The organism is Ruegeria sp. BHSC043 (assembly GCF_059612985.1).
Genome location: NZ_JBXWRS010000016.1, coordinates 1 through 25,836, shown reverse-complemented (window position 1 = coordinate 25,836; position 25,836 = coordinate 1). Strand labels below are relative to the sequence as shown.

Here is a 25,836-nt window from a genome sequence, read left to right as displayed (position 1 = left end):
ACGGCTTTTCCGATCCGCCCGGTTCGCGGGGTCGCGTCACGAGACCTGCCATTCAGCCCTGTCCTTGGGTTCGCTCATCACCGCTGGTGGGCTCTGCTGGCCACTGTGTTCGCGCGCGATCTGGTCGAATTCCTCCAGAAAAGCCTGAAATACGGCGCGCAACCCAGCGGGATCCGACGGTAGTTCGGTGCCGTCGGAAATCTCGCGCCACATGGCGGACGCGCTCAGCGGCGTTCCGGCCGGGACGTCCAGCAAATGATCAAACGTTCGGGCCGGCTGCGGGTCGTCCGTGGTATCGCCATTGGTCAGGGCATTCGATTCGGGCTCGGGCTCGTAACAGTCCGGGTCGGCGGCCTGTTGTTCGGACAGCAGGGCGGTGATCGAGGAAACCGAAACCTCGATATCCGCAGGTGCCGAGTCGGAATCTTCGGTCGGGGCGGCATCGGCCGGTGCGTCCGCGCGTAGCTTTTCCGACAGGGTCGTCACCACTTGGTCGGGGTCCTCTCCCGAGTCGTCCTCGTCGGACAAGTCCGACGCTCCGTCGCTCAGATCGAATTCGTCCTCGAGTTCGAACCCCTCAAGGCGGGACGGCTCGAGATGGCGGCCGGTGATGTCCGCACGCGAGTCCTCGGGTTCACGGAACAACGAGCGCAGGTCATCGTCGTCTTCGCCCATGGGCGTCATCTCGGCTCGCATCCGCTCGGCATCCTCGGCGTCGATGCGGGCGCGCTCGCCGTCTTCCTTGCGGCGCTCAACCCGGGTGGGCCGGACCGGGAAGGTCGCAATCACGTCGTCCGAGTTGCGAACTGCATCGAATCCGTCCTCGGCCCGCAGCGGGTCGCCCAGTTTCAGCGGAGCCTCGGGGGCGGGCATCTCCGGCGCCGCAGTCGCGGCCGTCCGGGGCTCGCTGGCCGGGGCCAGTGTCCTGTCGATCTGGTAGCGGGTTAGCATTTCGGCGCGCTGATCCATGATCTGCTCGGTGATTTCGAGGAAGCTGTCGATCATCTTGCCGCCGCCGCTGCGGGCCCACAGCTCGGCATCGCCGGTCTTGTCGCGCGCGATGATGGCGTCCTTGGCCGAAAACAGGACGGTGCGATTGAACAGGTGACCGGCTTCGCGGTTGACGCGGCGCAGCACCTTCTGGCGGTCTTTCTGGCTCAGGGCATCAGCGCGCGTGACCAGCAGCAGCGAGTTGTGCTGCAGGCGTTCAGGCAGCGACACCCAGGTAGCCCGTTCGGTTTCACGCCAGGCCTGGGTTGAATGCGTGCACCACAGAACCCCGTTGGCCTGACCCACGGCACGGCGCCAGACATCGGTGTCGATCTTGGGGTCGGAAATGCCGGGCGTGTCGATCAGGTCGACCGCCTCGAGGATGTCGGCCTCGAGAAAGATCCGGATGAACTGCGCGTCATTGACGCCGACCTGGTTCAGTTGATCCAGGCCGATTTGCGTCTTGCTGCCGTCGTGGCCGTGCACATAGGCCGGACGGTTGCCCCAGCTGAACCAGACCGGCGGCAGCTGGGTGGCGGTGACCTGCGTGGGCAAGGTTTGCTTGCGCAGAAGAAAGTTCATCAGCGTCGACTTTCCGGCGCTGAATTCTCCCATCAAGGCAAACACCGGTTTGCGGCGGGACCACTGCTCGATGCGTTCCCATGCCTTCGGAGAGACGAAGCGGATCTGTGTATCTTTGGCCATTTTTCTTACGCTGCTTCGTTGCTGAGGTTCTTGAGGATGTCGCCCAGGATTTCATCGCGGGACTTTTTCGGCTCGATTCCGGCCAGCAGGGCGGCGTTGGGGTTGTCGCCCTTGGTCGCGGATGGCGAGATGCTCAGCAGGGTTTCCTTCTGCTCGCGCATGAAATCGGTCAGCGTCGCCCGGACGTTTTCCAGAACCGCAGCGATCTGGGTCTCTTCCAGGTCCTTGGTGATCGAGTTCGCCTCGGACGCAATCAGGCGGGTATAGTCGGCGGCGTAGGCTTCGAACCCCTTGCGCCGTTGCCACCACCTGCGCCACCAGGTGCTTTGAAGATCCAGCGCGATGGTGCGCCCGATGCCCAATGGGGGCGGCACGCGCGGCACGATCGGGGCCTCGATGTTGAATTCGCCCAGGTGGTTGCCCAGAATCTTGTGGTACAGCGCCTCGACATCGGCGGCAGCGGCGGAATACAGCGCGCCAGCCTCTTTGCGCATCGACCGGGCAAAGCTGAAATAGGCCGCCTTCTGCAGGGTGCGCAGGCCGGCCGGGTCATATTGCCAGGTGCCCTGCTCGCCGTTCTGTTCCAGATGGGCGATCAGCGAATCCGTGGCGCGTTTGACGAAATTCGCCTCGGCCGAGGCCAGCCGTTCCAGCACCTTGTCGCGCAGTTTCGTAGTCAGCTCGGCGGCCCTCTGTTCGTAGTCCTCGCTCAGCTTGGCGATCGCCTCTTCGGGCGCGACGCCATCCAGGTCGCGCGCCAGCCCGTCACTGTCCGACAGGGATTTGGCCACCGACGTCGCCTGAATCTGGCTGGCGATGTTGCGTGCACGGTGGCGCACCCGGTCAAGCAGGCGGTGGCCCGCGCCTTCGGCGATGCGTTCGTTCATGGCCAGCAGCAGATCGGGCAGTCCCGACAGCGCCCAGATCTTGTCCAGCGAGGCCGCCTGATCGCCGAACCCAGCGGCCAGATAGAACGTGTTCAGCGCCCGGCGCGAATCCTCGGTCAGAATGTCAGGATTGCCGGTCAGGGCGGCCTCGGCCCACAGGGCGCTGCCGAACACGACGCTGGTATTGGTGTCGACGCCGTTCTGTTTCAGCGTGTCCAGAATCCGGTCGCGGATCTCGGGCACCTGGCTGACCGGGTCGGTCAGTTCGTCGATGCGGTTGACGAACAGGATGATCTGGCGGTTCTCGAACTGGGCGATGATCCGCATCAAGGCCATGTCCATCGTCGTCAGAGCCTGGCTGGCCGCCAGCACCACGACGCAGACCTCGGACCCGCGCAGGCTGCGCAGGGTGATCTGCTCGCGTACCATGAAGGTGTCGTTGACGCCCGGCGTGTCGCACAGTTTCAGCGCGATCGGATATTGCGGAATGTCCATGTACAGTTCCGCCGATTTCGTCACGTCGGCAAAGCGACCGGTCTTGGGATTGATGTCGGGATCATCCTCGTCGCCCAGGCAGACATAGCGCTGGACCAGTTCCTCGTCGAAATAGTCGTACTGGTGGCTCTGGCCCAGGATCAGGTCGAAATGCTTGCCCAGCCGCTCTTCGGACTTGGCCTTCATCTGGGCGATCTGACGGCGGATGTCCTCCATCTCGTCATCGGCGCCGGCGCGGTTGGCCAGTTCGCCCAGACGGCCGCCACCCACCATCAGATTGTCCCATTCTTCCTGCTCGAAGAAGGTGAATTTCGATTTGTAGTCACCCGGCGCGCGGGTGTTGATGTTCAGCGTCGTCACCACCGAGGTCCACGGGTTCACGTCCGACGGCAGCAGGTTCGGGCGACCTGCCAGAATGTTCACGATCGAGGATTTCCCTGCCTTGACCTGACCCACGAAGGTGACGCTGGCAGTGAAGTTCTCGAGCCGGGTCCGAAGCGTGGACAGGCGCGCGGTCGAGCGCGCATCGGCCACCTCTGTCAGCTGGTCGATCTGGGTCGTCAGCGCGGACATGGCCTCGGTCATCGGTGCCAATGCCTCGTTTCCTACGGACAGAAGGTGGTCGTTTCGGGCCATTTTCAGCCTCCGGTTCCTGTTGCGGCGACGTCGGGTTGTGGGCGGGCGGCTACCGAGTCGCCGAAATTGTCGATGCGGGCGATGATTTCCAGCGCATTGCCGAGAATCTCCGCCTCGGTGCTGGGCGAGACTGACTTCAGGCTTTCGGCATCGGCCAGAATCTCGATGGACCTGAAGCGGTTCCCGTTCTCCAGCCGCGCGACGCGGCGGCCGCTCGGAAACCCGCGCGCGCCTTCTGTGGGAAGCGGCATGCGGGCGTTGGCCAGCAGGTATTCGTCGCCCGCCTGGGTCTGCAGGGCGATGCCGAATCCGGTGTTCGGAAAGCGCCGGTTCAGAGTTCTGAGTTCGCCGGCAAAATTCTGTCGGGCAAGAAAGACGGTGTCTTCCTCGGTGGCGTATGAGCTCATGTGTTTGGTCACGGCTGAGACCCTTGTTCTGGAGTTGCGAGACACACTGGTAAATTGCCGGGCGGCGAAAAGACTCATTAACTCCTTGCTGAACAGAATTACCTTCAAGGCGGTCTTTGTTGGGCGCGATTGCGTTCTTTTAGCGCCTGAAATGTGGCGCAATTGTGGGTAGCCTCTGGTAAGGTGTTGCAACTTATAGAAGAATTGCGAAATTGGCCGAGACGCCCCGGCACGGCCGAACCGGAAGATCGCCAGACGGTCTGAGCGGGAACGCGCGCAGGGCCCGGCAGGAAGCTAAGGTTCCGAGAAGTCTTCAACTTTTGGATTCACCCGGAAGGCCTTCGTCGCCCCGGCAATGCTCGCCCCGACGTAAACCCAGGCGCGGGCGTTTGTTGGCTGGCGAGAGAGCGCCTGACATGCCTTTGTCTTGCGGCACAACGTATGGAGGTTCTTGCGATACGGTCACGATCCCGCGCACGATGGCCAAAATCAGGCCCTGCCTGACGCGCAGGTTTCCCGGCCGCGGGCCAAGCTCGGCGCGATGCGAAAAATTCCCTCTCGCACTTGCCGGGAAGCTTTGTTATCAGCCCAACAGCCCGGCACGGCAGGTGCTGGCATGCGGGTGTGGCGAAATTGGTAGACGCACCAGATTTAGGTTCTGGCGCCGCAAGGCGTGGGGGTTCAAGTCCCTCCACCCGCACCATACTATCCCTTTGAAATCAAAGAAAAGCCTTGCAAACAAGGCCGTGTGACCGTTTGAAGGTCACAACTTTGGTTACAATGGGTGTTCCGATGGCGGGCAAGATTCGTCAACTGGATGCGGAAGCCGGGAATATAGGCCGGCGAGGTGCCTCGCCTTCCGTTATTGCGCATCAAGCTGGATCGGTCGGTATCTTGCGCCGCTTTCGGTTGCGTGCCTCAAAGCCGATCACCACGTCCATGAGCTCGGAGGTGATCTCAGCCTGCCGAAGCGTTCGGGTATCCGCCTTCAGCTCTTCGAGCCGATCGCCGATGGATTGTTCGGCCCGGTGCATAGCCGCCAGGCGGGTCGCGTTTTCAGTCACCAAAGCTTCTGCCGAGGCGCGAAATACGCCTGAAAAAATGTGGCTGCGGATCAGGGCGGCAAACAAATCGTCCGGTGGAATGGTGTAGGTCGGCAGGCTGCGGGATTGCCATGGCCGTTTCATCAATTGGTCAATCATCTCGGTGGAAAACGGCATGAAATGCTCGACTATGGGATCTTGCTGCCCATGGTCACTGCGCCGTGTATAGGCCAGTTTCACGGCAAGGCCGTCCGCTTCGCCATGTCGCATGATGTGGTCGAAGCGCTCGACGATGGCGCTGGCAAGCCGCCCGATTCCGTCAGTTGAAGCTGGTGTCAGCATGACATCGTCGGCCCGAATGCCCCAGCCATTCAGGGCGTCGTTCATCTGGGCGCCAATGCACAAGATATAAGGTGCGGCTTGAGTATCCCCCCCAAGGGCGAGATGCCTGGCCAGTTCCGCAGCCACCCTTTCGTTGTAGGCACCACACAAACCATGGTCAGATCCGAAAACGACGATGGCCATGTTCTGCTGGGGCGGCGATGTCAGATCCATGCGACCCGTGCGGTGCAACAGGGCAGCGATTCCGTCAAGGACGGTTCGGTGGTAGGCGTCGATGGATTTTGCGGCCTGCTCATAAGGCGCCGAGTTCAAAACCGACAACGTCTTCATGATATGGACGATGCTGCGAATGTTGCTCAGCGTTTCGGTCCTATGAAGCAGGGTTTCAAGAGTCTGCGGCATCCGAAGACCCCTTTGATGTACAGGCTTGCCTGGCCAGATTCAGCAACGCGGCTCGGTCGGCCTCGTTCAGCGGTTGGTCGATGGCGATGCGTTTCGACAGATCGTGCGGCGATTGCCGCAGGAACAGCCTCAGCCGGTCTATCGCGGCAAATGCCTCCGGGTCGGTCAGATGATCGTACACGCCCTCCAGTGCCGCCAAAAGAACTGCAACCTGCTCCAACGCCGAAACCGGGTCGCGTTCGGGTTGTCTGAGGGCCCTGCGGACAGCCGCGCCTCGGGCCAGCCGGGCGCGCGTGGCGTCGTCAAGCCGCGTTCCGAAACGGACGAAATCTTCGAGCTCTTCGAACTGGGACAGCGTGACCCGCAGATTTCCGGCCACGTCGCGAAAGGCGGCAGACTGTGCCTTGCCGCCAACACGGGACACTGAAATACCCAGATCGACGGCCGGAAACTGATTTTTGCGGACCTGGCGTGGCGACAAGTAAATCTGGCCATCGGTGATCGAAATCAGGTTGGTCGGAATGTAGGCCGACAGGTTTTCGGCCTGCGTTTCAACGACCGGCAGAACCGTGATCGACCCGCCCCCCGCGGTGTCGGCAAAGTTGCCTGCGCGTTCCAGCAGACGGGCATGCAAATAGAAAATGTCGCCGGGAAAGGCTTCGCGGCCTGGCGGCCTGCGCAACAAAAGTGAAAGTTCGCGATAGGCGCGGGCATGATGGGTCAGGTCATCCATCACGATCAGCACATCATGCCCTTGCTCCGAGAAATGTTGCGCCATGGTCATGGCGGTGTACGGGGCCACATAAGCAAGTCCGGGAGGATCTTCGTCTCCGGCGGCAATGATGATCGTGTGCGCCATCGAGCCACCATCTTTCAGCGCACCGATGACCTTGGCCACCGCATCCCCGCGTTGTCCAATCGCGCAGTAGACGCTGAGCACCCCGTGTTGTTTCTGGTTCAGGATCGTGTCGATGGCGATCGAGGTCTTGCCGGTCTGGCGATCCCCGATGATAAGTTGCCGCTGCCCCAGGCCAATCGGGACGGCGGCGTCGATCACCTTGAGGCCCGTTGCCAACGGCCGCCGGACCGCCTCGCGGTCAAGAATTGACGGAGCATCCGCTTCGACGGGCAATCTGAAATCGGAATCGACCGGCGGGCCATCGTCCAGCGGGGCACCCAACGCATCCACCACCCGACCCAGAAGCGCGGAACCCACTGGAACCGTCAGCACGCTGCGGGTGCGGCGCACGGCCTCACCGACCGAGACCTTGTCCGAACCACCGAACAGAACCACCCCGAGGCGGTCTGTTTCCAGGTCCAGAACAATTCCCGTTGCGCCCGAGGAGAACTGCAAAAGCTCATTGGCCAGCGCGTGGCTCATGCCGCGGACAACGGCAATGCCGTCTCCGACTTCGACGACCTGACCGATCTCGCTAACGACGGGCCGAGGCGATACCGTTTGCAGGGTCGCCACAAGCTGGTCGGCCAGCGAAACGGTCGGCTCGGAAGCCGGGAAAGCCGGGGGCGTCTGGGTCATTGTGCAGCCTTGCCCGCCTGCGTCTGGCGTAGTCCCTCGATCATAATCGTCTCCAGTTCACCTAGATAACTGTCGAGTGTCCATTCGATGCTGGTCGCTCCAACCTTGAGGACCAAACCGAAGGGCTGGGTGGAGTCGACCTCAAAAATACAACTGGTTTCCGGCGCCAGTTTCTGAAGGTCGTCGGACACTTTCCGTCTCAAACCTTCGGGCAGCGCTGAATGAGTCGTCACGGTGACCGGCCTGTCGTCTGCGATCGTCTTCCGTATCTCGTCGGCCATGGGCTGCAGCTTTTTCACCGCGTGGGCCGCAATTCGTTCTTCCAAAGTCTCGTCCGCAAGATCCGACAGCGCCTTTCGCGTCAGATGAACCAGAACCCGGGCACCGGTTTCGCTGAGTTGACGGAGGAACTTTTGCTTCTCGACCGCCAGATGTCTTTCGAAATCACGCCGCTCTTGATCGATCCGATGGCGGGCCTCGGTAATCATGGCGTCGCGTTCGCGGGCGGCCTCGCGCCGCAGGTCTTCCGCCATTCTGGCCTGGCTGTTTTCCAGTTCAGACAACTTGGCATCATAGGCCGAGATCTCCGCCCGGGCATCTTCCATCAGACGATGGGCTTCCGACATTCGATCCGAGATCTCCTTTTCGCGGGCGTCGATGCCATCAAGGATTGGACGATAGAGAAACCGTTTGAGCAACCACAGCAGAACCAGGAAATTGGCGATCTGCGCCGCAACGGTCAGCCAATCGACAGACATGCTCTATTGACCCGATGTCCGAACCAGTTCCAGAGCGGTGTCCCAGAACGGGTTGGCGAAAATCAGGATCATCGCGACGACGAAACAGTAGATCGCGGTGGATTCGATCATGGCCAGACTGACGAAAAGTGTGCGCGACAGGGTGGGGGCGGCATCGGGCTGCTGGGCGATCGCCGCCAGAGCCTGGGCTGCCGCACGGCCTTCGCCCAATGCTGGACCGATGGCGCCGAATGAAACCGTCAGTCCCGCCGTAAAGATCGAAACCGCGGCGATGATTGCTAGGTCGGTCATGTCTGTTCCTTTTCGTTTTGCGTCTCATCGGAATCCGAAATCGCGGCCGAGATGTAGACGGTGGCCAGAATTGCGAAGATGTAGGCTTGGATCAGCCCGGTCAGCAGGCCCAGCAGATCCATCAATACGGGAAAGAAGAACGGCGCCACGCTCAGTAGAATCACGGCTATTACCGCGCCGCTCATGATGTTGCCATAGAGGCGGATCGCCAATGACACCCCATGCGAGATCTCTCCGATGATATTGAAGGGCAGCATGATGGGCGATGGCTCAAGATATGTCTTCAGATAGCCACGCAGACCGCGCCTTGAAATTCCGAACATGGGCACGGCGATCAGCACCGACAGCGCCAGCGCCGTGGTCGTGGACAACGAAGCGGTAGGGGCGTGAAAGCCCGGAACGACTTCGAACAGGTTGCACGTGGCAATGAACAGAAACAGGGTGCTGACGAAATAGATCAGGCTGCCGGGCGGGCGCCGGGTGATTTCCTGTATCTGATGCTGAATGCCCTGGATGATCACCTCGAGCGTCGTGCGCCAGCGATTGGGTGGCGTGTCTGGTCGGAGGTTTCGTGTGACCACGACCGACAGGCCCGTCAACAACCCCATGACGATCCACGTGTTGAAGATGGTGGCATTGATCGGGATGCCCCAGACAGTGAAAACAATGATCGAGTCCGGTGTCAGCTCCATCAGGCCGCTCCGTTTGCCGAGCGTGCCAGTGTAATCGCCGTCACTCGTGCAAGCATAAAGGCCAAGGCAAAGCCGGCGAGGGGTGCCGGCCCGGCCTGCGCGGCCAGCCAGCCGAACCCCAGGACCGTCGCGATCCGAAGTGCCGAACTGATCAGCAGCAGGCCGGTGGGTCGCGCCGCACGCAGCGCCAAGCGAACACTCATCGCCAAACCTGCGAAGTACAAGACCCCGACAGCGGCTCCTGATGCGAAGCCAGTCAGAAAACTGACCCAGTTCCAATCGATCATTTCTCACTTCCTTCCTTGTTCACCCAGGCCCATGCGATCATTCCACCTATTGCCACCCCTCCCAGGATCAGCGCCAGGGTCCACGAGAAATCCTGTGGAGCGATCCGATCCAGCCACAACCCCAGCAATGCGCCGCCGACAGTTGGAACCGCGATCGACCAACCGATCATTCCGAAGGTTCCAATCCCGCGCAACGGGCTGGGTCCGGGGTTGTCGCGCGCGGCCTTCATGCGTTCGGCCCGGCGGGAAATCTCTTCGGCGGATCTGTCGGTCTTCTGGGTCATGGCGCGTTCTTTCTGAATTCGGCGAAGCGACGGACCAGATTGGCCTCAAGCCCCGACAACGCCGAGCGCGCGACGCGTTCGTCCTCGTCCATGTGCAGAAACGTTGCCTTGATCGTGGCGCGCAGACTGTCCAGATCGTCCCCTTTCACGCCGCGCCTGATCGCCAGGCTGACATCATGGCCCTTCTTGACCAATACACCCTCGTCGATCCCAAAAAAACACTCAGCGCCTTCAGGGGTTTTCAGGGTCAGAACCGATGGTACCAACGCTGTGACGAAATCGACATGGTTGGGAAGAAGGCCAAAGCTGCCATTGGGCGCGACGGCGGTCAAGGCGGTGGCTTTGCCGTCGAACAGTGTTCGGGTCGGGAGCCTCAGCGTCACATGCATGTCGCGGGCCATCGTCATGCGGCCTGCTCCTTCACTTCGTCCAGCGCACCAATCATGTAGTAGGCGCTTTCCGGCAGATCGAACCGATCCTGGTTCAGGATCGCCTCGCACCCGTCTAGCGTCTGGTCGATCGTCACGCGCCGACCCTGGGTGCCTGTAAATGCATGGGTGGTAAAGAACGGCTGGGTCAGAAACCGCTCCAGTCTGCGGGCGCGGGCGACTGTGGTTCGATCCGCTGCAGACAGTTCCTCAAGTCCCAGCATCGCGATGATGTCGCGCAGTTCCTCGTACTCGGCCAGCGTCCTGCGCACGGCGCGCGCAACATCATAGTGGCGCTGGCCCACGACCGACGCAGACAACATGACCGAGGTTGAGGCCAGCGGATCCACCGCCGGATACAGCCCCTCGCTGGCGCGTTTTCGCGACAGCACGACCGAGGCGGAGAGGTGCGAAAAGATGTGCGCTGCGGCCGGATCGGTAAAGTCGTCGGCGGGCACATAAACCGCCTGAATCGAGGTGATCGCCCCACGTCTGGTCGAGGCGATACGCTCTTGCAGTGCCGCCAGTTCAGTAGCAAGCGTCGGCTGGTAGCCCACGCTGGACGGCATCCGGCCCAGCATGCCCGAAACCTCTGATCCGGCCTGCACGAAACGAAAGATATTGTCGATCAGCAGCAGAACGTCCCTGTGCGCGTCGTCGCGGAAATACTCGGCCATCGTCAAGGCGGTGTTGCCGACAAGAAACCGCACGCCGGGGGCTTCGTTCATCTGGCCGAACAGCATCACGGTTTTGTCCCGCACGCCGGCAGCGCCCATTTCCCGGTAAAGTTCTTCGGCTTCTCGCGAGCGTTCGCCGATTCCGCAGAATAGGCTGACGCCCTCGTGGCTTTGGACCGTGTTGTTGATCAATTCGGTGATCAGTACCGTTTTTCCGACACCGGCACCCCCGAATAGGCCGGTCTTGCCGCCCCGCTCGATCGGGGACAGCAGGTCGATCACCTTGATGCCCGTTTCCAGGACTTCGGCCCGAACGGTGCGATCCGCTAGGGCAGGCGGCGGGCGGTGAACGGGTCGGGTCAAGTCGGTCGCCGGTTCCGGCAACCCGTCCAGCGGTTGGCCGAATACATCCAACATTCTGCCCAGAACCGCATCCCCCACCGGCACTGTAATCGGTGCGCCGGTTGCGCGCACCGGGATACCCAGCCCCAGCCCGTGAACCGAGGCCAAGGCAATTGTCCGCACCACGCCGCCTTCTGCCAGCGACTCCACTTCGAGCGGGATCCTCCCGGCGTAAAGCAATTCCTTGACGCGGGGTATGGGGTCTGGAAATGCCGCCTCGACCACACCGCCGCGGATTGCGACGATTTGGCCGGTGGCACGGTTTTGAAGATCGGCGGATTGGGTCATGGTAGTTCCTTGGAAACGATCCGGCTCCCGGCCCTGCCGGCCAGAAGCGCTAGCGCATCTTCTAGCCGTCCGATCGCGCTGAGATCGCCGGATTGGGCAAAATCCGCCGCCGCTGCCAGCTTGGGCCCCATGGAACCGGCGGGGGCATCCAATGCGCGCGCCTCGTCGGGCGTCAGTCTTGGAACCGGCCTGGCCGCGTCGGTTCCGAAATCATGATAGACCGCGTCGACATCCGTCAGCAACAACAATGCGTCCGCCCGCAATTGACGCGCCAGCAGGGCGCTGGCCGCATCCTTGTCGATCACCGCTTCGATTCCGATCAGGCTGCTGTCATCCTTGCGGATGACGAGTATGCCGCCGCCGCCTGCGCAGATCGTGATCACGCCCTGGTCCAACAACAGGTTCAGAACCCGAAAATCTGGAATCTCGACTGGGCGGGGCGATGGTATGACGCGCCGCCATTTGTCCCCGTCCTGCGCTATGGTCCAACAAGCTGCGCGGGCGCGCGCCTGGGCTTCGGCGCGGTCATAGACTGGGCCGACGAACTTGGTCGGTTTGCGAAAAGCCGGATCGTTGCGGTCGACCAGAACCTGGGTCAGAAGGGTCGCCACCGGGTGCACATGGGCCAGCGCGTTTTCCAGCTCCTGTTCGATCATGTAGCCGATCATGCCTTCGGTTTCGGCCCCCAAAACGTCCAGAGGGAATGCGCCATCCGGTCCGCTGGCTGCCCCTTGAAGCGCCAGCAACCCAACTTGCGGGCCGTTGCCATGCGTGATCACCAGCCGAAGCCCGGCCCCGACGATGTCCGCCAGCGCCTTGGCCGCCCGACGCACGTTGGCGCGCTGAACCTCCGCGGTCAGCGGCTGGCCCCTCCGCAACAGCGCGTTCCCGCCCAAGGCCGCGCCAACCAGCATCTCAGGCCCCCAGAGTGGCGACCAGAACGGCCTTGATGGAGTGCAGCCGGTTTTCGGCCTGGTCGAAAACGATCGAGGCCAGGTCTTCGAACACCTCCTCGGTTACTTCCATCGCGTCCAGCCTGAATTTGCTCTGGATTTCTGCACCGACCGAGGATTCGGCACTGTGAAAAGTCGGCAGGCAGTGCACGAAACGCGCTTGCGGATTTCGGGTCTTGGCCATGAGGGCGACGTTCACCTGGTACGGGTGCAGCAGTTTCATACGCTGTGACCAAACCTCATCCGACTCGCCCATGGACACCCATACATCGGTGTAGACGAAATCGATGTCCCGGACGGCCACCGCGTGCTGCTCCGAAAAGCGCGCCGCCGCCACGCGGGCGGTGGGCGGGGCGTCTGAAACCTTCCGTGCCGATCTGTCCCGCCTCGACGGGGCCGCCGCGCTGGCCGAGGCCGTGCGCGTCCGCCATGACCGGCTGGGTGTGCTGATCAACAATGCTGGTGTCTACAAGACCCCGCAGCCGCTGACGCCCAAGGAGCTGGACGTGCGTTTCGTAGTCAACACGCTGGCGCCCCATCTTCTGACCCGAAGGCTCTTGCCGATCATCCTGGCCGGGGGCCGTGTGGTGAACCTATCATCGGCCGCGCAGGCGCCGGTGGACGTGGGGGCGATGCACGGCAAGCGGCCGCTTTCGGACATGGAGGCCTATGCACAAAGCAAGCTGGTCTTCACCATCTGGTCGCAGGAGATGGCACGGGCGCATCCGCAGCGGCCGGTTTTCGTTGCGGTCAATCCCGGTTCGCTGCTGGCGTCGAAAATGGTGCGCGAAGGCTTTGGCGTGGTCGGCAACGACCTGGCCATCGGCGCCGACACCCTGCGCCGCGCGGCGCTGTCGGACGAATTCGCCGAGGCTTCGGGGCGTTTTTTCGACAATGACAGCGGCCGTTTTGTCTACCCGCACCCGGCGGCGGCCAACCCCGACCATGCGGTACAGGTCATGAACGCCATCGCGGCGTTGACCGGCGACGGGGCACAGAACGGCAATCCGACCCGCGGCGCACGAAAGCCAGCCCGTGGAAGCCTGCCAGCGCCGGGGCATCGCCCGAAAAGAAGCGGCCAACGCGTCACGATCCCCGGGTCGCGTGCTTTGGCGACCCCTCTTGGCAGTATCCTGCGGGTGCGCCTGCCGGCAATGAAAAGTGCGGATATCACCGCCAAAGCCGCGTCGAGCCCAAGATGCATTGCGTGAAACTGATGGGCCAACGCCTCATGGAAAGGGGCTTCGACGGGCAGGTCGCGGACATCCAGGTCCGCGTCGCCGTGCTCAACCGCTACACCGCGCTTGCCACTCCGGTCATACGGGCCATGGTGTAAATCCGTTCGGGGAAAGGGGAAGTCTACCCTTCACCCGGTTTTAGCGACAAAGCGCATACACCTCGGAAAGGCTGCCAAGTTGTCCGAAAAGGTGGGACAACTTCAGTCCAAAGGCCGGTCGTTCACCAACAATCCAATTGGATCATCTCGAGGGGCGGTGTTCAGTGTTGACATTCTTGCGGCTCAAGAAACAATTTGCGCTCGCTAACTGGACGGGCGGGGTCACATCACATGTATCTGGGTCTGGATCTGGGGACATCGGGTCTCAGGGGCATTCTTGTGGACGGGGCCGGGCAGGTTGTTGCGGAAGCCGAGGCCGGGGTTGCCACATCCACCCCGAATCCGGGCTGGTCTGAACAAAACCCGCAGGACTGGATCAAGGCCTGCAGGACCGTCATGGGCCGGCTTCGGGACGCCGACGGGCGGTCTTGGGACGCCGTACGAGCGATCGGGTTGAGCGGGCACATGCACGGCGCGACGCTGCTGGACCGGGACGGTGCAGTGCTGCGGCCATGCATCCTGTGGAACGACACACGGTCGGCGCAAGAGGCCAAAGCGCTGGACGAAAGCCCTGGGATGCGCCAGACCACGGGCAATATCGTGTTTCCCGGTTTTACAGCGCCCAAACTCGAATGGGTCCGCACCCATGAACCCGACCTGTTTGCCCGTACGGCCATGGTGTTGCTGCCGAAGGATTATCTGCGGTTCTGGTTGACTGGAGATTATGTCAGTGACCTGTCCGACAGCGCGGGAACGTCCTGGCTGAACGTCGGCGCGCGGGACTGGTCGGACTTGGCGCTCGAGCTGGGCCACATGCGGTCCGACCAGATGCCCCGTCTGGTCGAAGGCACCGAACCCGGCGGCGAGCTGCGGCAGGATCTGTGCCGCGAATTCGGGCTGTCTGGCCCGGTCGTCGTCGCCGGAGGTGCAGGCGACAATGCAGCCGCAGCCTGCGGGATCGGCAGCATCGACGAAGGGTCCGGGTTTCTGTCTCTTGGCACTTCGGGTGTGCTTCTGATGGCCCGGAACAGCTATGCACCGGCGCCTGAGACGGCGGTTCATTGTTTTTGCCACGCGGTCCCCCGGCGTTGGATACAGATGGGCGTCATTCTTTCTGCGACCAACAGCTTGAACTGGCTGTCAAGCAATCTGGGTCAACCGGTCGAGGTGCTGGCCGGGGCGCTGGCTGCTGAGCCTTGTGGGCCGTCACCGGTGACTTTTCTGCCCTATCTCTCTGGCGAGCGGACCCCGCACAATGACAGCGCCATCCGCGGGGCTTTTTTGGGCCTCGACATCGCAACCGGGTCGACGGATCTGGTGCAGGCCGTGATGGAGGGGGTCGGTTTTGCGATGCGCGATTGTCTTGCGGCACTGAGGGCCACGGGCACCGAGCCGGCGCAATTGGTTGCCGTGGGTGGTGGGGCGCGATCCCGCTTTTGGCTGCAGACGATCTCAACCTCGTTGAACGTGCCGCTGGCCCTGCCTGAAGGCAGCGCGTTTGGCGCAGCACTGGGTGCGGCGCGGTTGGCCATGTGCGCTGCCGGGGACGCAACACCCGAAACGGTGATGACACCGCCAAATATCGACGCCGTCATCGAACCGCAGAGCGGTTTGACCGAAGCCTATGACAGCGCCTATCGACGATACAGAACGTATTACAAGGCGCTGGCGCCATTGGCCGGATGATGAACAAAAAACGGAAGGGCTTGGCTGAAATTCCGGTTGTCCACCTGCAGGATGGGAGCATGCGGGTGTCAATGCTGGGCCATGGCGCGATCACGCAGGGGTGGTGGTACAAGGATCAACCGCTGATCCTTGGCTATGACGACCCGTCCCAATATCTGGACGACCCGTTCTATCTGGGCGCGATTGTTGGGCGGGTCGCCAACCGGATTGGCGGGGCAGGCTTCGAGTTGAACGGCACTCGACACGCGCTCAGTGCCAACGAAGGGCGAAACACGCTGCATGGCGGGTCCGACGGGTTGTCGCGACAGTCTTGGCAGGTCGAGCGGCTTTCCCGACGCGAGGCGGTGCTGGTGCATATCTCGCCCGACGGTACCTGTGGGTTTCCGGGGGCCGTTCGGTTCGAGGTGCAGGTCCGGTTGGATTGCCCACGCTTGACGTATTTGATCTCGGCCTGGCCGGACAGGCCGACCCCGATCAGCATCGCGCAGCACAACTACTACACATTGGGGTCCGCCCAAGGCATTTCCGAACACCTCCTGCAACTGGCGTCGCATCGTCACCTGGAGTTGGACGATCAGGGGATTCCACGCGGCGGGATCGTCGAGTCCGCATCGGTCGGGCTGGATTTCTCGTCGTCCCGGCGGATTGGACAGGCCGCCAAGGATCTTGATCATTTCTTCGTGTTCCGCACCAGCGGCATGCTGGATCAGCCGGTTGCCGCGCTTGCGGCTCCGTCGGGTCTGACGATGACGGTTCGGTCCGATCAGCCCGGGGCGCAGGTCTATTCCGCCGCCCATCTGTCCACGCCTTTCGCGCCGTATGCCGGGGTCTGCATTGAGCCTTCGGGCTATCCGAATGCGCCGAATGTCCCGGCATTTCCGGCGATTGTCTGCACGCCTGACCGGCCCTATCGCCAGACGCTTATCCTCGAGATCGCCTAGACCCGGGCTCAGGGCTTGCCGCTACGCACCCGGTCCATGCAGATCTCTGCTGGCCGAAAACGAAGCGGTCGAGACGGGTTGCGTGATCCGATTGACGGGCATGTCCGTATCCTTGGGTGATACGACAGCGGATGAGCAAATGCGGCGCGTCCAGACCAGGTCCGTTGATCCATGCCCCGATCTTGGGCTACGCGGCGCGGTTTGCCGGGCCGCCCAACGCACCGAGACGTCGCCCCGAGGTCCTGGATTATGAGAGCATGGCCAAGCGGAGAAAAACAGTGGTAGACGCCAGCAGACATGGCCCGACGAACGGGAACGATGGTATGGTTTTTGCAAAATTCGACATTGCGGAAGAATCCCTCCACGCGGTCGGTACCCTATCCACAGCATGAGGCCGGCGGTGCGGACCGGACCGGGCTCCAGAAGCCCCACCTTGCAGGTCGTATGGTTCAAGCGAGATCTGCGCATACAGGATCACGCTCCGCTTGCTCGGGCGGCGGCAGCGGGGGCGGTTCTTCCTCTGTACATCGTCGATCCGGATCAATGGCGTTCGGCGGACGCGTCGGGTCGGCAGTTTGCCTTCCTTGGCCAATGCCTTGCTGAACTGTCCGCAGACCTCGCATCAAAGGGTCAGCCGCTTGTGATCCGAACCGGCGCCGCAGTCGACGTTCTGGCAGAGCTTAACGCCAGGCAGGGTTTGGCCGCGATCTGGTCGCACGAGGAGACGGGCAACCTGTGGAGCTTTGGACGCGACAAGCAAGTTGCCGAGTGGGCCCGATCGCAGGGGATTCAGTGGCACGAACTGCCCCAGGGTGGCGTCGTGCGCAGGCTTGCATCCCGGGATGGCTGGGCCAATCGCTGGGAGGCCGAGATGGCGGCGCCGGTGGCCAGCCCGCCGGGTGCGCTGGTACCGCTGTCCGGCGTGGCGGCCGGCGCTCTCCCGACCGAGGCGGAGATTGGGATCGCGGCTGACCATTGTCCGGGCCGCCAGCGCGGGGGCAGGGCTGCTGCCCTGAGCGACCTTTCTGCATTCTTGGAGACGCGCGCGGGGGGATACAGGCGTGGGATATCGAGCCCCCGAACCGCACCGTTTACCTGCGCGCGGTTGTCGGCGCATCTGGCTTTTGGCACCCTGTCCCTGCGCGAAGTGGTGCAGGCCACGCGTACAGCCAAGGCGCGCGCGGCGATGCACGGCCGGGCGGGCTGGTCTGCAGGGCTTGCCGCGTTTGAGGAACGGTTGCACTGGCGCAGCCACTTCATGCAAAAGCTTGAGGATGCGCCCGATCTCGAAGAGCGCGCCATGCACCCGGCGCTTGACGACATTCGCCCGCGCCGGCCCGAGGCAGAACTGTTGCAAGCCTGGAAGCAGGGCGAAACCGGGTTTCCCTTTTTTGATGCCTGTATGCGCAGCCTTGCCGCCACAGGCTGGATCAATTTCCGCATGCGCGCGATGCTGATGGCCGTGGCAAGCTATCATCTGTGGTTGGACTGGCGCCCGACAGGGCAACACCTTGCGCGGCTTTTCACGGATTACGAACCGGGAATCCATTGGCCGCAAGTGCAGATGCAGTCGGGGGTTACCGGTATCAATGCGCTGCGTATCTACAACCCCGTCAAACAGGGCCGCGAACACGACCCCGACGGGCGCTTCATCCACCGCTGGGTTCCTGAGCTTGCCGAGGTGCCCGACGCCTTTTTGCATGAGCCATGGCGTTGGGCCGGGGCGGGGCGCGTTCTGGGGCGGCAATACCCCGAACCGGTGGTCGATCTTGCCACAGCGGCGCGGGCGGCAAAGGCGCGGATGGCCGAAGCCCGGCGCGGTGCCGGGTTTCAAGCGGCGAAGGCGAAGGTCCTCGCGCTGCACGGCAGCAGGCGCGGGGCGCGGCGGCACCGCAAAGCCGGGCGCGGCACGGCCGACGACCGCCAACTCAAACTGGATTTGGGCCTGTGAAGATGCGCCGAAAGGGCGACTTGCCCGCAAAGACCTGCGCGACCTGTGGCAGGCCTTTCGTGTGGCGGCGGAAATGGGCGCGGGTTTGGGATGAGGTACGCCATTGTTCCGATGCGTGCCGTCGTGCACGCAGGAAAAAGGAGAGACAGAAATGAGCACAAGAGCCTGTGTCGCCGGACGTTCCGGTAACTTGTTCGACGTCATCTGCAAGGCCGTTCCATGTTGACACCGCGGCTTGTATTGGTCTTGGGGGATCAGTTGAGCGTGGACGGCGCTGCGCTGCGGTCGGCCGATCGGCGCCGCGATATCGTGGTGATGGCCGAAGTATTGGCCGAAGCCACAAGTGTGCCCCACCATCCCAAAAAGATCGCGTTGATCTTCGCCGCGATGCGCAAGTTTGCCGCGCGGCTGGTGGCGGACGGCTGGCGCGTGGCTTACGGCCGGCTGGACGACCCCGAGAATGCCGGCTCGATTCCGGGCGAGTTGCTGCGTCGTGCGGATGAGACTGGTGCAACCGAGGTCATTGCCATCCGACCGGGCGACTGGCGGCTTGCAGCCGCGCTGGAAGAGACTCCGCTGGAGATGCTGCTCCTCGAAGATGACCGGTTCATCTGCTCGACCAAGGAGTTCGCCGCTTGGGCCAAAGGCCGCAAGGCGCTACGCATGGAGTGGTTTTATCGCGAGATGCGCCGCAAGACGGGCCTTTTGATGGAAGGTGAGCAACCCGCCGGGGGGCGCTGGAACTTCGATGCCGAGAACCGAAAACCGCCCAAGTCTGGCCTTGCTTTTCCCGATCCGCCCGCATTTGCGCCAGATGCCACCGTGCGCGCGGTGCTCGACCTGGTGGGGGAGCGCTTTTCCGGCCACTTCGGTACGGTCGAACCTTTCTCACTCCCGACCGACGGCGATCAGGCGCAGAAACTGCTCGAGCATTTTCTGCGCCATGCTCTGCCACGTTTTGGCGATTTTCAGGACGCCATGGTCACCGGGGCCCCGACGATGTTCCATTCTCTGCTTTCGCCAGCTCTCAACCTTGGGCTCCTGTCTCCGCTAGAGGTCTGCCGGGCTGCCGAGGCCGAATGGCGGGCGGGCCGGGCACCGATCAATGCGGTCGAGGGCTTTATCCGACAGATCATCGGCTGGAGGGAATTCATCCGTGGAGTCTGGTGGTTGGAAGGGCCGGGATACATTCACAACAACGTGCTGGCCCATAAACGCAGCCTGCCCAAATTCTACTGGGGGGCACCGACGCGTATGCGCTGCATTGCCGAGGTGGTCGGGCAGACCCGCGAATTCGCCTATGCCCATCACATTCAACGGCTGATGGTGACGGGCAACTTTGCGCTTTTGGCCGGGATTGACCCGGCCGAGGTCCATGAATGGTATCTTGCGGTTTATGCGGATGCTTTTGAATGGGTCGAGGCACCGAATACCCTAGGCATGAGCCAATTCGCCGATGGCGGCGTGGTGGCGTCAAAACCATATGTCTCGTCCGGCGCCTATATTGACCGGATGTCGGACTATTGCGTCGGTTGCGCCTATGACGTCAAAGAAAAGACGGGGCCGAATGCGTGTCCTTTCAACCTTCTCTACTGGCACTTTCTAGACCGTCACCGAGAGCGCTTCGCGCAGAACCCGCGCATGGGGCCGATCTATCGCGGCTGGAACAAACGGGCGCCGGCGACGCGGGCGCAGATCCTTTCCGAGGCTGAAACCTTCCTTGCCCGAATGGAGGCGGGCGACGCGGTCTGAGGCCACGCTCCGGCAAGGGTTGTGTCGTAAATGTTTGGAACGGCCAGCGCCAGCGACCTACCGCGCACACCTATCCTGCGATCCCGGCAAATAGTCGAATGCCGGGCGATGAGGTTCCAAAATGCCGCCCTTGTCGTTCTGCGCTGAACGGGAGAATGGGGCCGCTCGGGGTTTTAGGACACCATCCAATTTCCGATCTTCCGCCAGGCTTGGCCTCTGTTGGCGATTTCTTCGAAATCGACCGTCTCCTCCTTGACTGACCGCCATAGCCGCTTGATGGAGATGGTTCCCATGCACCGGCACCGGCCATCCAGCGAGAAGCGGCTATCTGGCGTGAGCCGTAGAACAGGTATTTGGTCAACAGCCGGCCGATCTGCCTCATCAACCCCCGCGTCGCCACATCAACGTCAATTGGCTTGTAATTGAAGGCTGACCGGTGAGCTTCACGAACCGGTATTGCTGGGCAATGCTCAGATCGGTCTGGTCGCGGCGGATCATGCTTTTCTTCCTGGCCGGGCTCATTTTTTTAGGCCCTTCGGACAAAAATGCCGTTCTCGACCGCCAGCCTCCCTGTTCTGGCATGCCGAGTCACACCTGAGACCACGGACTATGATAGCGGAGGCATGAATGACCTTGTCGGCACCTTTACGATTGCCATGCATTATCCCGGTGGCGTTACCAGCCCGTTATCGTGAAACAGCCGGGAAGTTCCAGCTTCCGACGGCCCAATGTTCGGGAGCAGTGCACGAGGACTGCGATGGATTAGATAGCTCTCAGTATCTCGGCCACACCGATACCAGAATCACGGCGTCGACCTACGCTCGGTTCAGTCCCGAGCATCTGCGGAAGGCTGCCAGAGTTCTGGAGTTCGAATAGCAATGAGGTTCAACGAACCTTGGAGCTCTGTCTTGCCAACAAAAAAGGCGCCACAGGGCGCCTTGAATTATTGGTCGGAGTGAGAGGATTCGAACCTCCGGCCCCTGCCTCCCGAAGACAGTGCTCTACCAGGCTGAGCTACACTCCGACCGTGGCGCGTGATCTATACCCGGCGATTTGAATGTGCAAGAGGGATTCTTGGGGCAATGCGCTCAAAACTCTTCGCCGGACACCGCCGTGGTCAAGGCAAGGGGTCGGTTCGGTACAACCGGATCTTGGTGCCGCCGTGATCGACGACCGGCCCCGGCGCGACCAAGGGCAGGCGCGTCGCCCGCGCCAGCGACTGGCTGCTGGTCACGATCCCGATCCGCCAGCCCGAAAACCGTGCCATTAGCACCTTGCCCAGGCTGCCATAGAGCGACCGAAGGCGTTTTTCGTCGCCGATCCGTGCGCCATAGGGCGGGTTCACGATCACCAGCCCGGCTTGGTCGGCAGGCGGCTTGATGTCGCTGACCGCTGCCTGTCGAAACCGCGTGACCGTATCGACCTCGGCGCGTTGCGCGTTGGCCGTTGCGGTTTCGATTGCGCCCGCATTCCGGTCAGAGCCGTAAAACCGCAGCCCGGTCCCGGCGGCGTCGTGCGGTTGGCGCATCCGGGCCCATTCGGCGGCATCGAACGTCGCAAGATGCTGAAAGGCAAAGTCGCGCGACCGGCCGGGCGGAAGGCCAAGCGCGATTTCGGCCGCCTCGATCACGAAGGTGCCAGACCCGCACATCGGGTCCAGTACCGGCTCGGACCCGTCAAAACCGCATTCGTGCAGGAACATGGCTGCCATCGTCTCGCGCATTGGCGCCTTGGCCACCGCCGCCTTGTGGCCGCGTTTGTGCAGCGGATCGCCCGAGCTGTCGACCGACAGGGTGCAGATGTCCCTCTCGATGCGCACCAGCACCCGCACCGGCGCATCCTTGGCGAGCGGGGCGCCCAGTGTGTCCGAGATCGCGCGTTCGATGCGCTGACGCGCCGCACCGGCGTGGTAGATACGGGATTTGCGGCTGGTGGCCTCGACCCTGACGGGCACGTCCGGGCGCAGCACGTCGCCCCAGGGAAACTTGCGCGCGCGCTTGTCCAACTGGGCCAGATGCACGGCGGGAAAAGACCCCAGCCGGACCAGAACCTTGTTGGCCCCGCGCAGCATCAGGTTGGCCCGCCAGACCTCGGGCCAGCCGCCGCGCAGCAAGACGCCGCCGGGCACTTGCTTCGCACCGGCGAATCCGTTGCGGATGGTCTCGGCCAGCAAGGGCTTTTCCAACCCGGGCGTGGCCACCAGAAAGATTTCAAGCTCGGCTGTGTCCATCCCGGGTGCATACACCAGCGCTTGTGGGCGTGCGACAGGAATTTGCGCGTACCGGGTTTTGGGTATTTCGGCGCTGGATTTCGCAGATTTTTTTGGTTTCGGTGGCGATTTTGGCGGTAACAGGTTTGCGTTTGGACGCAGTGCCGCGTAAAGGGGCCGTAATCGGAAAGACGCCTGCGGATTTCGGCCGGTCTGCGTTGCTTTTGCGACGGGGCGGGCGGAACTCCGCGCTGTTCAGTGCTCGGATCATCGGGCCTGCATGGCGGGCGCAAGAAAAAGGCTTGGAAGAACGTAGCGACATGCAAACTTTCAAACTGAAAAAAGGGCTGGATCTGCCGATTCTGGGCGCGCCCGAGCAAAGCATCCAGCCGGGTCCGGACTATTCAACCGTGGGCGTTCTAGGTGCCGATTACATCGGTCTGAAACCCCGCATGCTGGTGCAGGAAGGGGACCTCGTCCAGCGCGGCACGCCGCTGTTCTGCCACAAGGACGCGCCCGAGGCGATGATGGTTGCGCCGCTGACCGGCAAGGTCGTGGCCATCAACCGCGGCGCGCGGCGCGTGCTGCAGAGCGTCGTCATCGAAGTGTCGGACCCCAACGACCCCGGCATCGATTTCGCGGGCGTGGGCGATGCCGAGACCGCGCAGGGCCTCACCGCCAAGCTGTGCGCCGCCGGCCTGTGGACCGCATTCCGCACGCGGCCCTATTCCAAGATGCCGCAGCCGGGCACTCAGCCCGCCGCGATCTTCGTAACCGCCATGGACAGCGAGCCGCTGGCCGCCGATGCCGCGCTGATCATCAACGACGCGGCGGAGGCCTTTTCCGCCGGTCTGGCCGCCGTGGCCAAGCTGACCGAAGGCAAGACCTATCTGTGCCAGAAGGATGGCGATACGATCCCAGGCGCCGATTCGCCGGGCGTCGAGGCCGCGGCCTTCAGCGGCCCCCATCCGGCGGGCCTTGCCGGCACGCATATCCACTTCCTCGAACCCGTGACCGCCGAGAAAACCGTCTGGACCATCGGCTATCATGACGTGATCGCCATCGGGCGGCTGCTGCAATCGGGCCATCTGGACCCGAACGTGGTGGTCGCCTTGACCGGTCCCGGCGCGCGTCAGCCGCGTCTGATCCGCACCGTCATGGGGGCCTCGACCGAGGATCTGACACGCGACGAGATCAATGTAGACGGCGAAGCCCGCGTCATTTCCGGCTCGGTTCTGTCGGGCCGTCACGCCACCGGGCCGTTCGCCTATCTGGGACGCTTTGCGCGTCAGATTTGCATTATCCGCGAGGATCACGACCAGATCCCGATGGGCTGGATCCGTCCGATGCCGTCGAAATACGCGGTGCAGCCGGTTCTGGGCTCGGCCTTTGCCCAAAAGCTGTTCGCCTTCACGTCGAACCTGAACGGCGGTCGCCGCGCCATGGTGCCCATCGGCACCTTCGAAGAACTGATGCCGCAGGATTACCTGCCGACGCAACTGCTGCGGGCGCTGCTGGTGATGGACACCGACACGGCGCAGGCCTTGGGCGCGCTGGAGCTGGACGAAGAGGACATGGGCCTTGTGGGCTTTGCCTGTCCGGCCAAGTACGAATACGGGCTGGCGCTGCGCGACTGCCTGACCAAGATTGAAAAGGAGGGCTGATCCACATGGGTTTGCGCAACTTCTTTGACCGGATCGAGCCGCAATTCACCAAGGGCGGCAAGTACGAGAAGTTCTTCCCCATCTACGAGATGGTGGAAAGCTTCATCTACACTCCGAAAACCGTGACCACCGTGGCGCCGCATGCGCGGTCTTACGTGGATATGAAGCGGATCATGACCTATGTCGTGATCGCCACCATCCCCTGCATCCTGTGGGGCATGTACAACACCGGGTTCCAGGCCAACTCGGCCATCGCGACGCTGGGCCCGGAGTCGGCAACCGGTTGGCGCATCGCCATCCTGCAGGCCTTGGGCATTTCGCTGGACCCGTCCAGCATCTTTGCCAACGTGATGCACGGGCTGATGTATTTCCTGCCGATCTATATCGTGACACTGGTCGCCGGCGGCACCTTCGAGGTGATCTTTGCCACCGTGCGTGGGCATGAGGTGAACGAAGGCTTTCTTGTCACCTCGATGCTGTACACGCTGATCATGCCGGCCACCGCGCCGTTGTGGCAGGTGGCGCTGGGAATCATCTTCGGCGTGGTCATCGGCAAGGAAGTGTTTGGTGGCACCGGCAAGAACTTCCTCAACCCTGCGCTGGTGGGGCGGGCCTTCCTGTACTTCGCCTATCCCGCATCCATGTCGGGCGATGCCGTCTGGACCCCGGTAGATGGCTTCTCGGGCGCGACTGCGCTGGCGGTGTCGGCGGCTGACGGGTATCAGGCGCTGGCCGCTCAGGGCATCACCTGGTGGGATGCTTTCTTTGGCACGATCCAGGGTAGCTTTGGCGAGACCTCGACCCTTGCGGCGATGGTCGGCCTGGCCTTCCTGCTGATGACCAAGATCGCCAACTACCGTCTGATCTTGGGCTGTCTGGCCGGCACCATCGGCTTTACCCTGCTGCTGAACCTGATCGGGTCAGACACGAACCCGATGTTCGCGATGCCTTGGTACTGGCACGTCGTGCTGGGCGGTTATGCGTTCGGCCTGGCCTTCATGGTGACCGAGCCGGTCTCGGCCAGCCACACCAACATGGGCCGCTATATCTATGGCGCGCTGATCGGTGTCATGGTCGTGCTGATCCGGGTGGTGAACCCGGCCTTCCCCGAAGGCATGATGCTGGCCATCCTGTTCGGCAACGTCTTTGCGCCGCTGATCGACTATTTCGTCGTGCAGGCAAACATCAAACGGAGGGCGCGTCGCCATGTCTGATACGCAATCCCCTGAACCCAAAGGCGCCATCGCGCGGTTCCTGGCGGCCTCGCCGGATTCGGTGGGCAAGACGATCTTCATCGCTGTCGCCGTGTGCCTCGTGGCCTCGATGATCGTGTCGGCCGCCGCGGTCAGCCTGCGCCCGGTGCAAGAAGCGAACAAGCTGAAGGACAAACAGATCAACGTTCTGCAGGTCGCGGGTATCTATGAACCCGGCATCGACGTGGCCCAGGCTTTTGCCGCGTTCGAGCCGCACGTGCTGGACCTGGCGTCGGGTGAATTCGTCGACGACCGTTTCGACCCGGCCACGTTCGACGACATTGCCGCCGCCAGCGACCCCGAGCTGAGCGAACCTCTGGAAAACGACCCTGCCGGGATCGGCCGCAAGGCGAAATACCGCGTGATTTACCTGCTGCGCGACGAGAACGGCGCGCTGGATAAGGTGATCCTGCCGGTCCACGGCTACGGGTTGTGGTCCACACTGTATGGTTTCATCGCGCTGGAAGAGAACGGCAACGACATCTTCGGGCTGCAATTCTATCAGCACGGTGAAACGCCGGGTCTGGGCGCCGAGGTGGA

The 25,836-nt window shown here is 62.6% G+C and carries 23 protein-coding genes, 2 tRNA genes and 2 pseudogenes; 11 read left to right on the top strand and 16 right to left on the bottom strand.

Going from position 1 to position 25,836, the window contains the following annotated elements; genetic code table 11:
- Window positions 1-36: 36 nt before the first annotated feature.
- Genes AC2FMM_RS16385 through AC2FMM_RS16375 form a run of 3 tightly spaced genes read right to left on the bottom strand, consistent with a single transcriptional unit; the run spans window position 37 to window position 4,228 of the window.
- Window positions 37-1,695 (bottom strand): dynamin family protein, encoded by a 1,659-nt coding sequence (locus AC2FMM_RS16385; RefSeq protein WP_496797129.1) that lies wholly within the window; start codon window positions 1,693-1,695, stop codon window positions 37-39.
- 5 nt (window positions 1,696-1,700) lie between these two features.
- The gene (locus AC2FMM_RS16380) at window positions 1,701-3,713 is read right to left on the bottom strand and encodes a dynamin family protein (protein ID WP_496797128.1); all 2,013 of its coding nucleotides are present in this window, start codon (window positions 3,711-3,713) and stop codon (window positions 1,701-1,703) included.
- Between the two features lie 2 nt (window positions 3,714-3,715).
- A complete protein-coding gene (locus tag AC2FMM_RS16375; RefSeq protein ID WP_496713022.1) occupies window positions 3,716-4,228 on the bottom strand; it encodes a hypothetical protein in 513 nt (170 codons plus the stop codon).
- A 510-nt stretch (window positions 4,229-4,738) separates the two neighbouring features.
- Here AC2FMM_RS16375 and AC2FMM_RS16370 point away from each other — a divergent pair.
- Window positions 4,739-4,823 (top strand) — tRNA-Leu (locus AC2FMM_RS16370).
- A 169-nt stretch (window positions 4,824-4,992) separates the two neighbouring features.
- On the opposite strand, the gene AC2FMM_RS16365 is transcribed toward AC2FMM_RS16370, so the two are convergent.
- From AC2FMM_RS16365 to AC2FMM_RS16315, 11 genes are read right to left on the bottom strand one after another with little or no spacing between them, the layout of a single operon-like run.
- Complete coding sequence (locus tag AC2FMM_RS16365) at window positions 4,993-5,907, bottom strand: F0F1 ATP synthase subunit gamma (RefSeq protein ID WP_496797127.1); 915 nt, start codon at window positions 5,905-5,907, stop codon at window positions 4,993-4,995.
- Entirely contained in the window at window positions 5,891-7,444 is a 1,554-nt protein-coding gene (locus tag AC2FMM_RS16360; protein WP_496797126.1) for a F0F1 ATP synthase subunit alpha, read from the bottom strand. Before AC2FMM_RS16360 ends, AC2FMM_RS16365 begins: the two co-directional genes overlap by 17 nt.
- Window positions 7,441-8,202, bottom strand: coding sequence for a F0F1 ATP synthase subunit B family protein (locus AC2FMM_RS16355; protein WP_496797125.1), 762 nt, complete (start codon window positions 8,200-8,202; stop codon window positions 7,441-7,443). The genes AC2FMM_RS16360 and AC2FMM_RS16355 overlap by 4 nt, the downstream gene beginning before the upstream one ends.
- 3 nt (window positions 8,203-8,205) lie before the next feature.
- Entirely contained in the window at window positions 8,206-8,493 is a 288-nt protein-coding gene (locus tag AC2FMM_RS16350) for a F0F1 ATP synthase subunit C (RefSeq protein WP_490362510.1), read from the bottom strand.
- Window positions 8,490-9,185 carry a F0F1 ATP synthase subunit A gene (locus AC2FMM_RS16345; RefSeq protein WP_496797124.1) on the bottom strand — a complete coding sequence of 232 codons (696 nt, stop codon included), beginning with the start codon at window positions 9,183-9,185 and terminating at the stop codon, window positions 8,490-8,492. The genes AC2FMM_RS16350 and AC2FMM_RS16345 overlap by 4 nt, the downstream gene beginning before the upstream one ends.
- Window positions 9,185-9,472 (bottom strand): N-ATPase subunit AtpR, encoded by a 288-nt coding sequence (locus AC2FMM_RS16340; RefSeq protein WP_496797123.1) that lies wholly within the window; start codon window positions 9,470-9,472, stop codon window positions 9,185-9,187. Before AC2FMM_RS16340 ends, AC2FMM_RS16345 begins: the two co-directional genes overlap by 1 nt.
- A complete protein-coding gene (locus AC2FMM_RS16335) occupies window positions 9,469-9,756 on the bottom strand; it encodes an AtpZ/AtpI family protein (protein WP_496682697.1) in 288 nt (95 codons plus the stop codon). The genes AC2FMM_RS16340 and AC2FMM_RS16335 overlap by 4 nt, the downstream gene beginning before the upstream one ends.
- Window positions 9,753-10,163 carry an ATPase gene (locus AC2FMM_RS16330; protein ID WP_496685439.1) on the bottom strand — a complete coding sequence of 137 codons (411 nt, stop codon included), beginning with the start codon at window positions 10,161-10,163 and terminating at the stop codon, window positions 9,753-9,755. The genes AC2FMM_RS16335 and AC2FMM_RS16330 overlap by 4 nt, the downstream gene beginning before the upstream one ends.
- On the bottom strand, window positions 10,160-11,551 hold the full coding sequence (gene atpD / locus AC2FMM_RS16325; protein WP_496797122.1) for a F0F1 ATP synthase subunit beta: 1,392 nt from the start codon (window positions 11,549-11,551) through the stop codon (window positions 10,160-10,162). Before atpD ends, AC2FMM_RS16330 begins: the two co-directional genes overlap by 4 nt.
- Complete coding sequence (locus AC2FMM_RS16320) at window positions 11,548-12,465, bottom strand: carbamate kinase (protein WP_496797121.1); 918 nt, start codon at window positions 12,463-12,465, stop codon at window positions 11,548-11,550. Before AC2FMM_RS16320 ends, atpD begins: the two co-directional genes overlap by 4 nt.
- Before the next feature lies 1 nt (window position 12,466).
- The gene (locus AC2FMM_RS16315) at window positions 12,467-12,808 is read right to left on the bottom strand and encodes a hypothetical protein (protein WP_496797120.1); all 342 of its coding nucleotides are present in this window, start codon (window positions 12,806-12,808) and stop codon (window positions 12,467-12,469) included.
- Between AC2FMM_RS16315 and AC2FMM_RS16310 the strand changes: the two are divergent.
- The 7 genes and pseudogenes from AC2FMM_RS16310 to AC2FMM_RS16280 form a co-directional block, all read left to right on the top strand.
- Window positions 12,792-13,229: pseudogene (locus AC2FMM_RS16310) on the top strand (SDR family NAD(P)-dependent oxidoreductase); the annotation flags it as partial. The gene AC2FMM_RS16315 and the pseudogene AC2FMM_RS16310 sit on opposite strands and share 17 nt — an antisense overlap.
- 287 nt (window positions 13,230-13,516) lie before the next feature.
- Window positions 13,517-13,840: pseudogene (locus tag AC2FMM_RS16305) on the top strand (hypothetical protein); the annotation flags it as partial.
- Between the two features lie 231 nt (window positions 13,841-14,071).
- Window positions 14,072-15,526 (top strand): xylulokinase, encoded by a 1,455-nt coding sequence (gene xylB, locus AC2FMM_RS16300; protein ID WP_496797119.1) that lies wholly within the window; start codon window positions 14,072-14,074, stop codon window positions 15,524-15,526.
- Window positions 15,523-16,467, top strand: a complete 945-nt coding sequence (locus tag AC2FMM_RS16295; RefSeq protein WP_496797118.1) for an aldose epimerase family protein — start codon at window positions 15,523-15,525, stop codon at window positions 16,465-16,467. The genes xylB and AC2FMM_RS16295 overlap by 4 nt, the downstream gene beginning before the upstream one ends.
- A 388-nt stretch (window positions 16,468-16,855) precedes the next feature.
- Entirely contained in the window at window positions 16,856-18,418 is a 1,563-nt protein-coding gene (locus AC2FMM_RS16290; RefSeq protein ID WP_496797117.1) for an FAD-binding domain-containing protein, read from the top strand.
- Window positions 18,419-18,420: 2 nt separating this feature from the next.
- Window positions 18,421-18,573: a DUF2256 domain-containing protein gene (locus AC2FMM_RS16285; RefSeq protein WP_496682710.1), complete on the top strand. Its 153-nt coding sequence runs from the start codon at window positions 18,421-18,423 to the stop codon at window positions 18,571-18,573.
- A gap of 64 nt (window positions 18,574-18,637) precedes the next feature.
- A complete protein-coding gene (locus AC2FMM_RS16280) occupies window positions 18,638-20,170 on the top strand; it encodes a cryptochrome/photolyase family protein (protein ID WP_496685452.1) in 1,533 nt (510 codons plus the stop codon).
- Window positions 20,171-21,117: 947 nt separating this feature from the next.
- Here the strand turns inward: AC2FMM_RS16280 and AC2FMM_RS16275 are convergent.
- Together AC2FMM_RS16275 and AC2FMM_RS16270 are read right to left on the bottom strand one after the other, a co-directional pair.
- Window positions 21,118-21,194 (bottom strand) — tRNA-Pro (locus tag AC2FMM_RS16275).
- A 93-nt stretch (window positions 21,195-21,287) separates the two neighbouring features.
- Window positions 21,288-22,400 carry a THUMP domain-containing class I SAM-dependent RNA methyltransferase gene (locus AC2FMM_RS16270; protein WP_496797116.1) on the bottom strand — a complete coding sequence of 371 codons (1,113 nt, stop codon included), beginning with the start codon at window positions 22,398-22,400 and terminating at the stop codon, window positions 21,288-21,290.
- Between the two features lie 299 nt (window positions 22,401-22,699).
- On the opposite strand from AC2FMM_RS16270, the gene AC2FMM_RS16265 reads away from it, so the two are divergent.
- From AC2FMM_RS16265 to nqrC, 3 genes are all read left to right on the top strand, one after another.
- Window positions 22,700-24,043 (top strand): Na(+)-translocating NADH-quinone reductase subunit A, encoded by a 1,344-nt coding sequence (locus AC2FMM_RS16265; protein WP_496797115.1) that lies wholly within the window; start codon window positions 22,700-22,702, stop codon window positions 24,041-24,043.
- A 5-nt stretch (window positions 24,044-24,048) separates the two neighbouring features.
- The gene (locus tag AC2FMM_RS16260; RefSeq protein WP_496682672.1) at window positions 24,049-25,257 is read left to right on the top strand and encodes an NADH:ubiquinone reductase (Na(+)-transporting) subunit B; all 1,209 of its coding nucleotides are present in this window, start codon (window positions 24,049-24,051) and stop codon (window positions 25,255-25,257) included.
- Window positions 25,250-25,836 (top strand): NADH:ubiquinone reductase (Na(+)-transporting) subunit C (gene nqrC / locus AC2FMM_RS16255; RefSeq protein ID WP_496797114.1); only part of this gene is annotated, 587 nt, incomplete at its 3' end. The genes AC2FMM_RS16260 and nqrC, both read left to right, overlap by 8 nt.

Excerpts from the sequence above, each read along its gene's own strand:
- AC2FMM_RS16260 (WP_496682672.1), top strand. The coding sequence starts at position 24,049 with ATGGGTTTGCGCAACTTCTTTGACCGGATCGAGCCGCAATTCACCAAG.
- AC2FMM_RS16350 (WP_490362510.1), bottom strand. The coding sequence starts at position 8,493 with ATGACCGACCTAGCAATCATCGCCGCGGTTTCGATCTTTACGGCGGGA.
- AC2FMM_RS16345 (WP_496797124.1), bottom strand. The coding sequence starts at position 9,185 with ATGGAGCTGACACCGGACTCGATCATTGTTTTCACTGTCTGGGGCATC.
- AC2FMM_RS16295 (WP_496797118.1), top strand. The coding sequence starts at position 15,523 with ATGATGAACAAAAAACGGAAGGGCTTGGCTGAAATTCCGGTTGTCCAC.
- AC2FMM_RS16380 (WP_496797128.1), bottom strand. The coding sequence starts at position 3,713 with ATGGCCCGAAACGACCACCTTCTGTCCGTAGGAAACGAGGCATTGGCA.
- AC2FMM_RS16290 (WP_496797117.1), top strand. The coding sequence starts at position 16,856 with ATGAGGCCGGCGGTGCGGACCGGACCGGGCTCCAGAAGCCCCACCTTG.
- AC2FMM_RS16270 (WP_496797116.1), bottom strand. The coding sequence starts at position 22,400 with ATGGACACAGCCGAGCTTGAAATCTTTCTGGTGGCCACGCCCGGGTTG.
- AC2FMM_RS16330 (WP_496685439.1), bottom strand. The coding sequence starts at position 10,163 with ATGACGATGGCCCGCGACATGCATGTGACGCTGAGGCTCCCGACCCGA.
- AC2FMM_RS16285 (WP_496682710.1), top strand. The coding sequence starts at position 18,421 with ATGCGCCGAAAGGGCGACTTGCCCGCAAAGACCTGCGCGACCTGTGGC.
- xylB (WP_496797119.1), top strand. The coding sequence starts at position 14,072 with ATGTATCTGGGTCTGGATCTGGGGACATCGGGTCTCAGGGGCATTCTT.
- AC2FMM_RS16385 (WP_496797129.1), bottom strand. The coding sequence starts at position 1,695 with ATGGCCAAAGATACACAGATCCGCTTCGTCTCTCCGAAGGCATGGGAA.
- AC2FMM_RS16355 (WP_496797125.1), bottom strand. The coding sequence starts at position 8,202 with ATGTCTGTCGATTGGCTGACCGTTGCGGCGCAGATCGCCAATTTCCTG.
- AC2FMM_RS16365 (WP_496797127.1), bottom strand. The coding sequence starts at position 5,907 with ATGCCGCAGACTCTTGAAACCCTGCTTCATAGGACCGAAACGCTGAGC.
- AC2FMM_RS16360 (WP_496797126.1), bottom strand. The coding sequence starts at position 7,444 with ATGACCCAGACGCCCCCGGCTTTCCCGGCTTCCGAGCCGACCGTTTCG.
- AC2FMM_RS16335 (WP_496682697.1), bottom strand. The coding sequence starts at position 9,756 with ATGACCCAGAAGACCGACAGATCCGCCGAAGAGATTTCCCGCCGGGCC.
- atpD (WP_496797122.1), bottom strand. The coding sequence starts at position 11,551 with ATGACCCAATCCGCCGATCTTCAAAACCGTGCCACCGGCCAAATCGTC.
- AC2FMM_RS16340 (WP_496797123.1), bottom strand. The coding sequence starts at position 9,472 with ATGATCGATTGGAACTGGGTCAGTTTTCTGACTGGCTTCGCATCAGGA.
- AC2FMM_RS16280 (WP_496685452.1), top strand. The coding sequence starts at position 18,638 with ATGTTGACACCGCGGCTTGTATTGGTCTTGGGGGATCAGTTGAGCGTG.
- AC2FMM_RS16265 (WP_496797115.1), top strand. The coding sequence starts at position 22,700 with ATGCAAACTTTCAAACTGAAAAAAGGGCTGGATCTGCCGATTCTGGGC.
- AC2FMM_RS16320 (WP_496797121.1), bottom strand. The coding sequence starts at position 12,465 with ATGCTGGTTGGCGCGGCCTTGGGCGGGAACGCGCTGTTGCGGAGGGGC.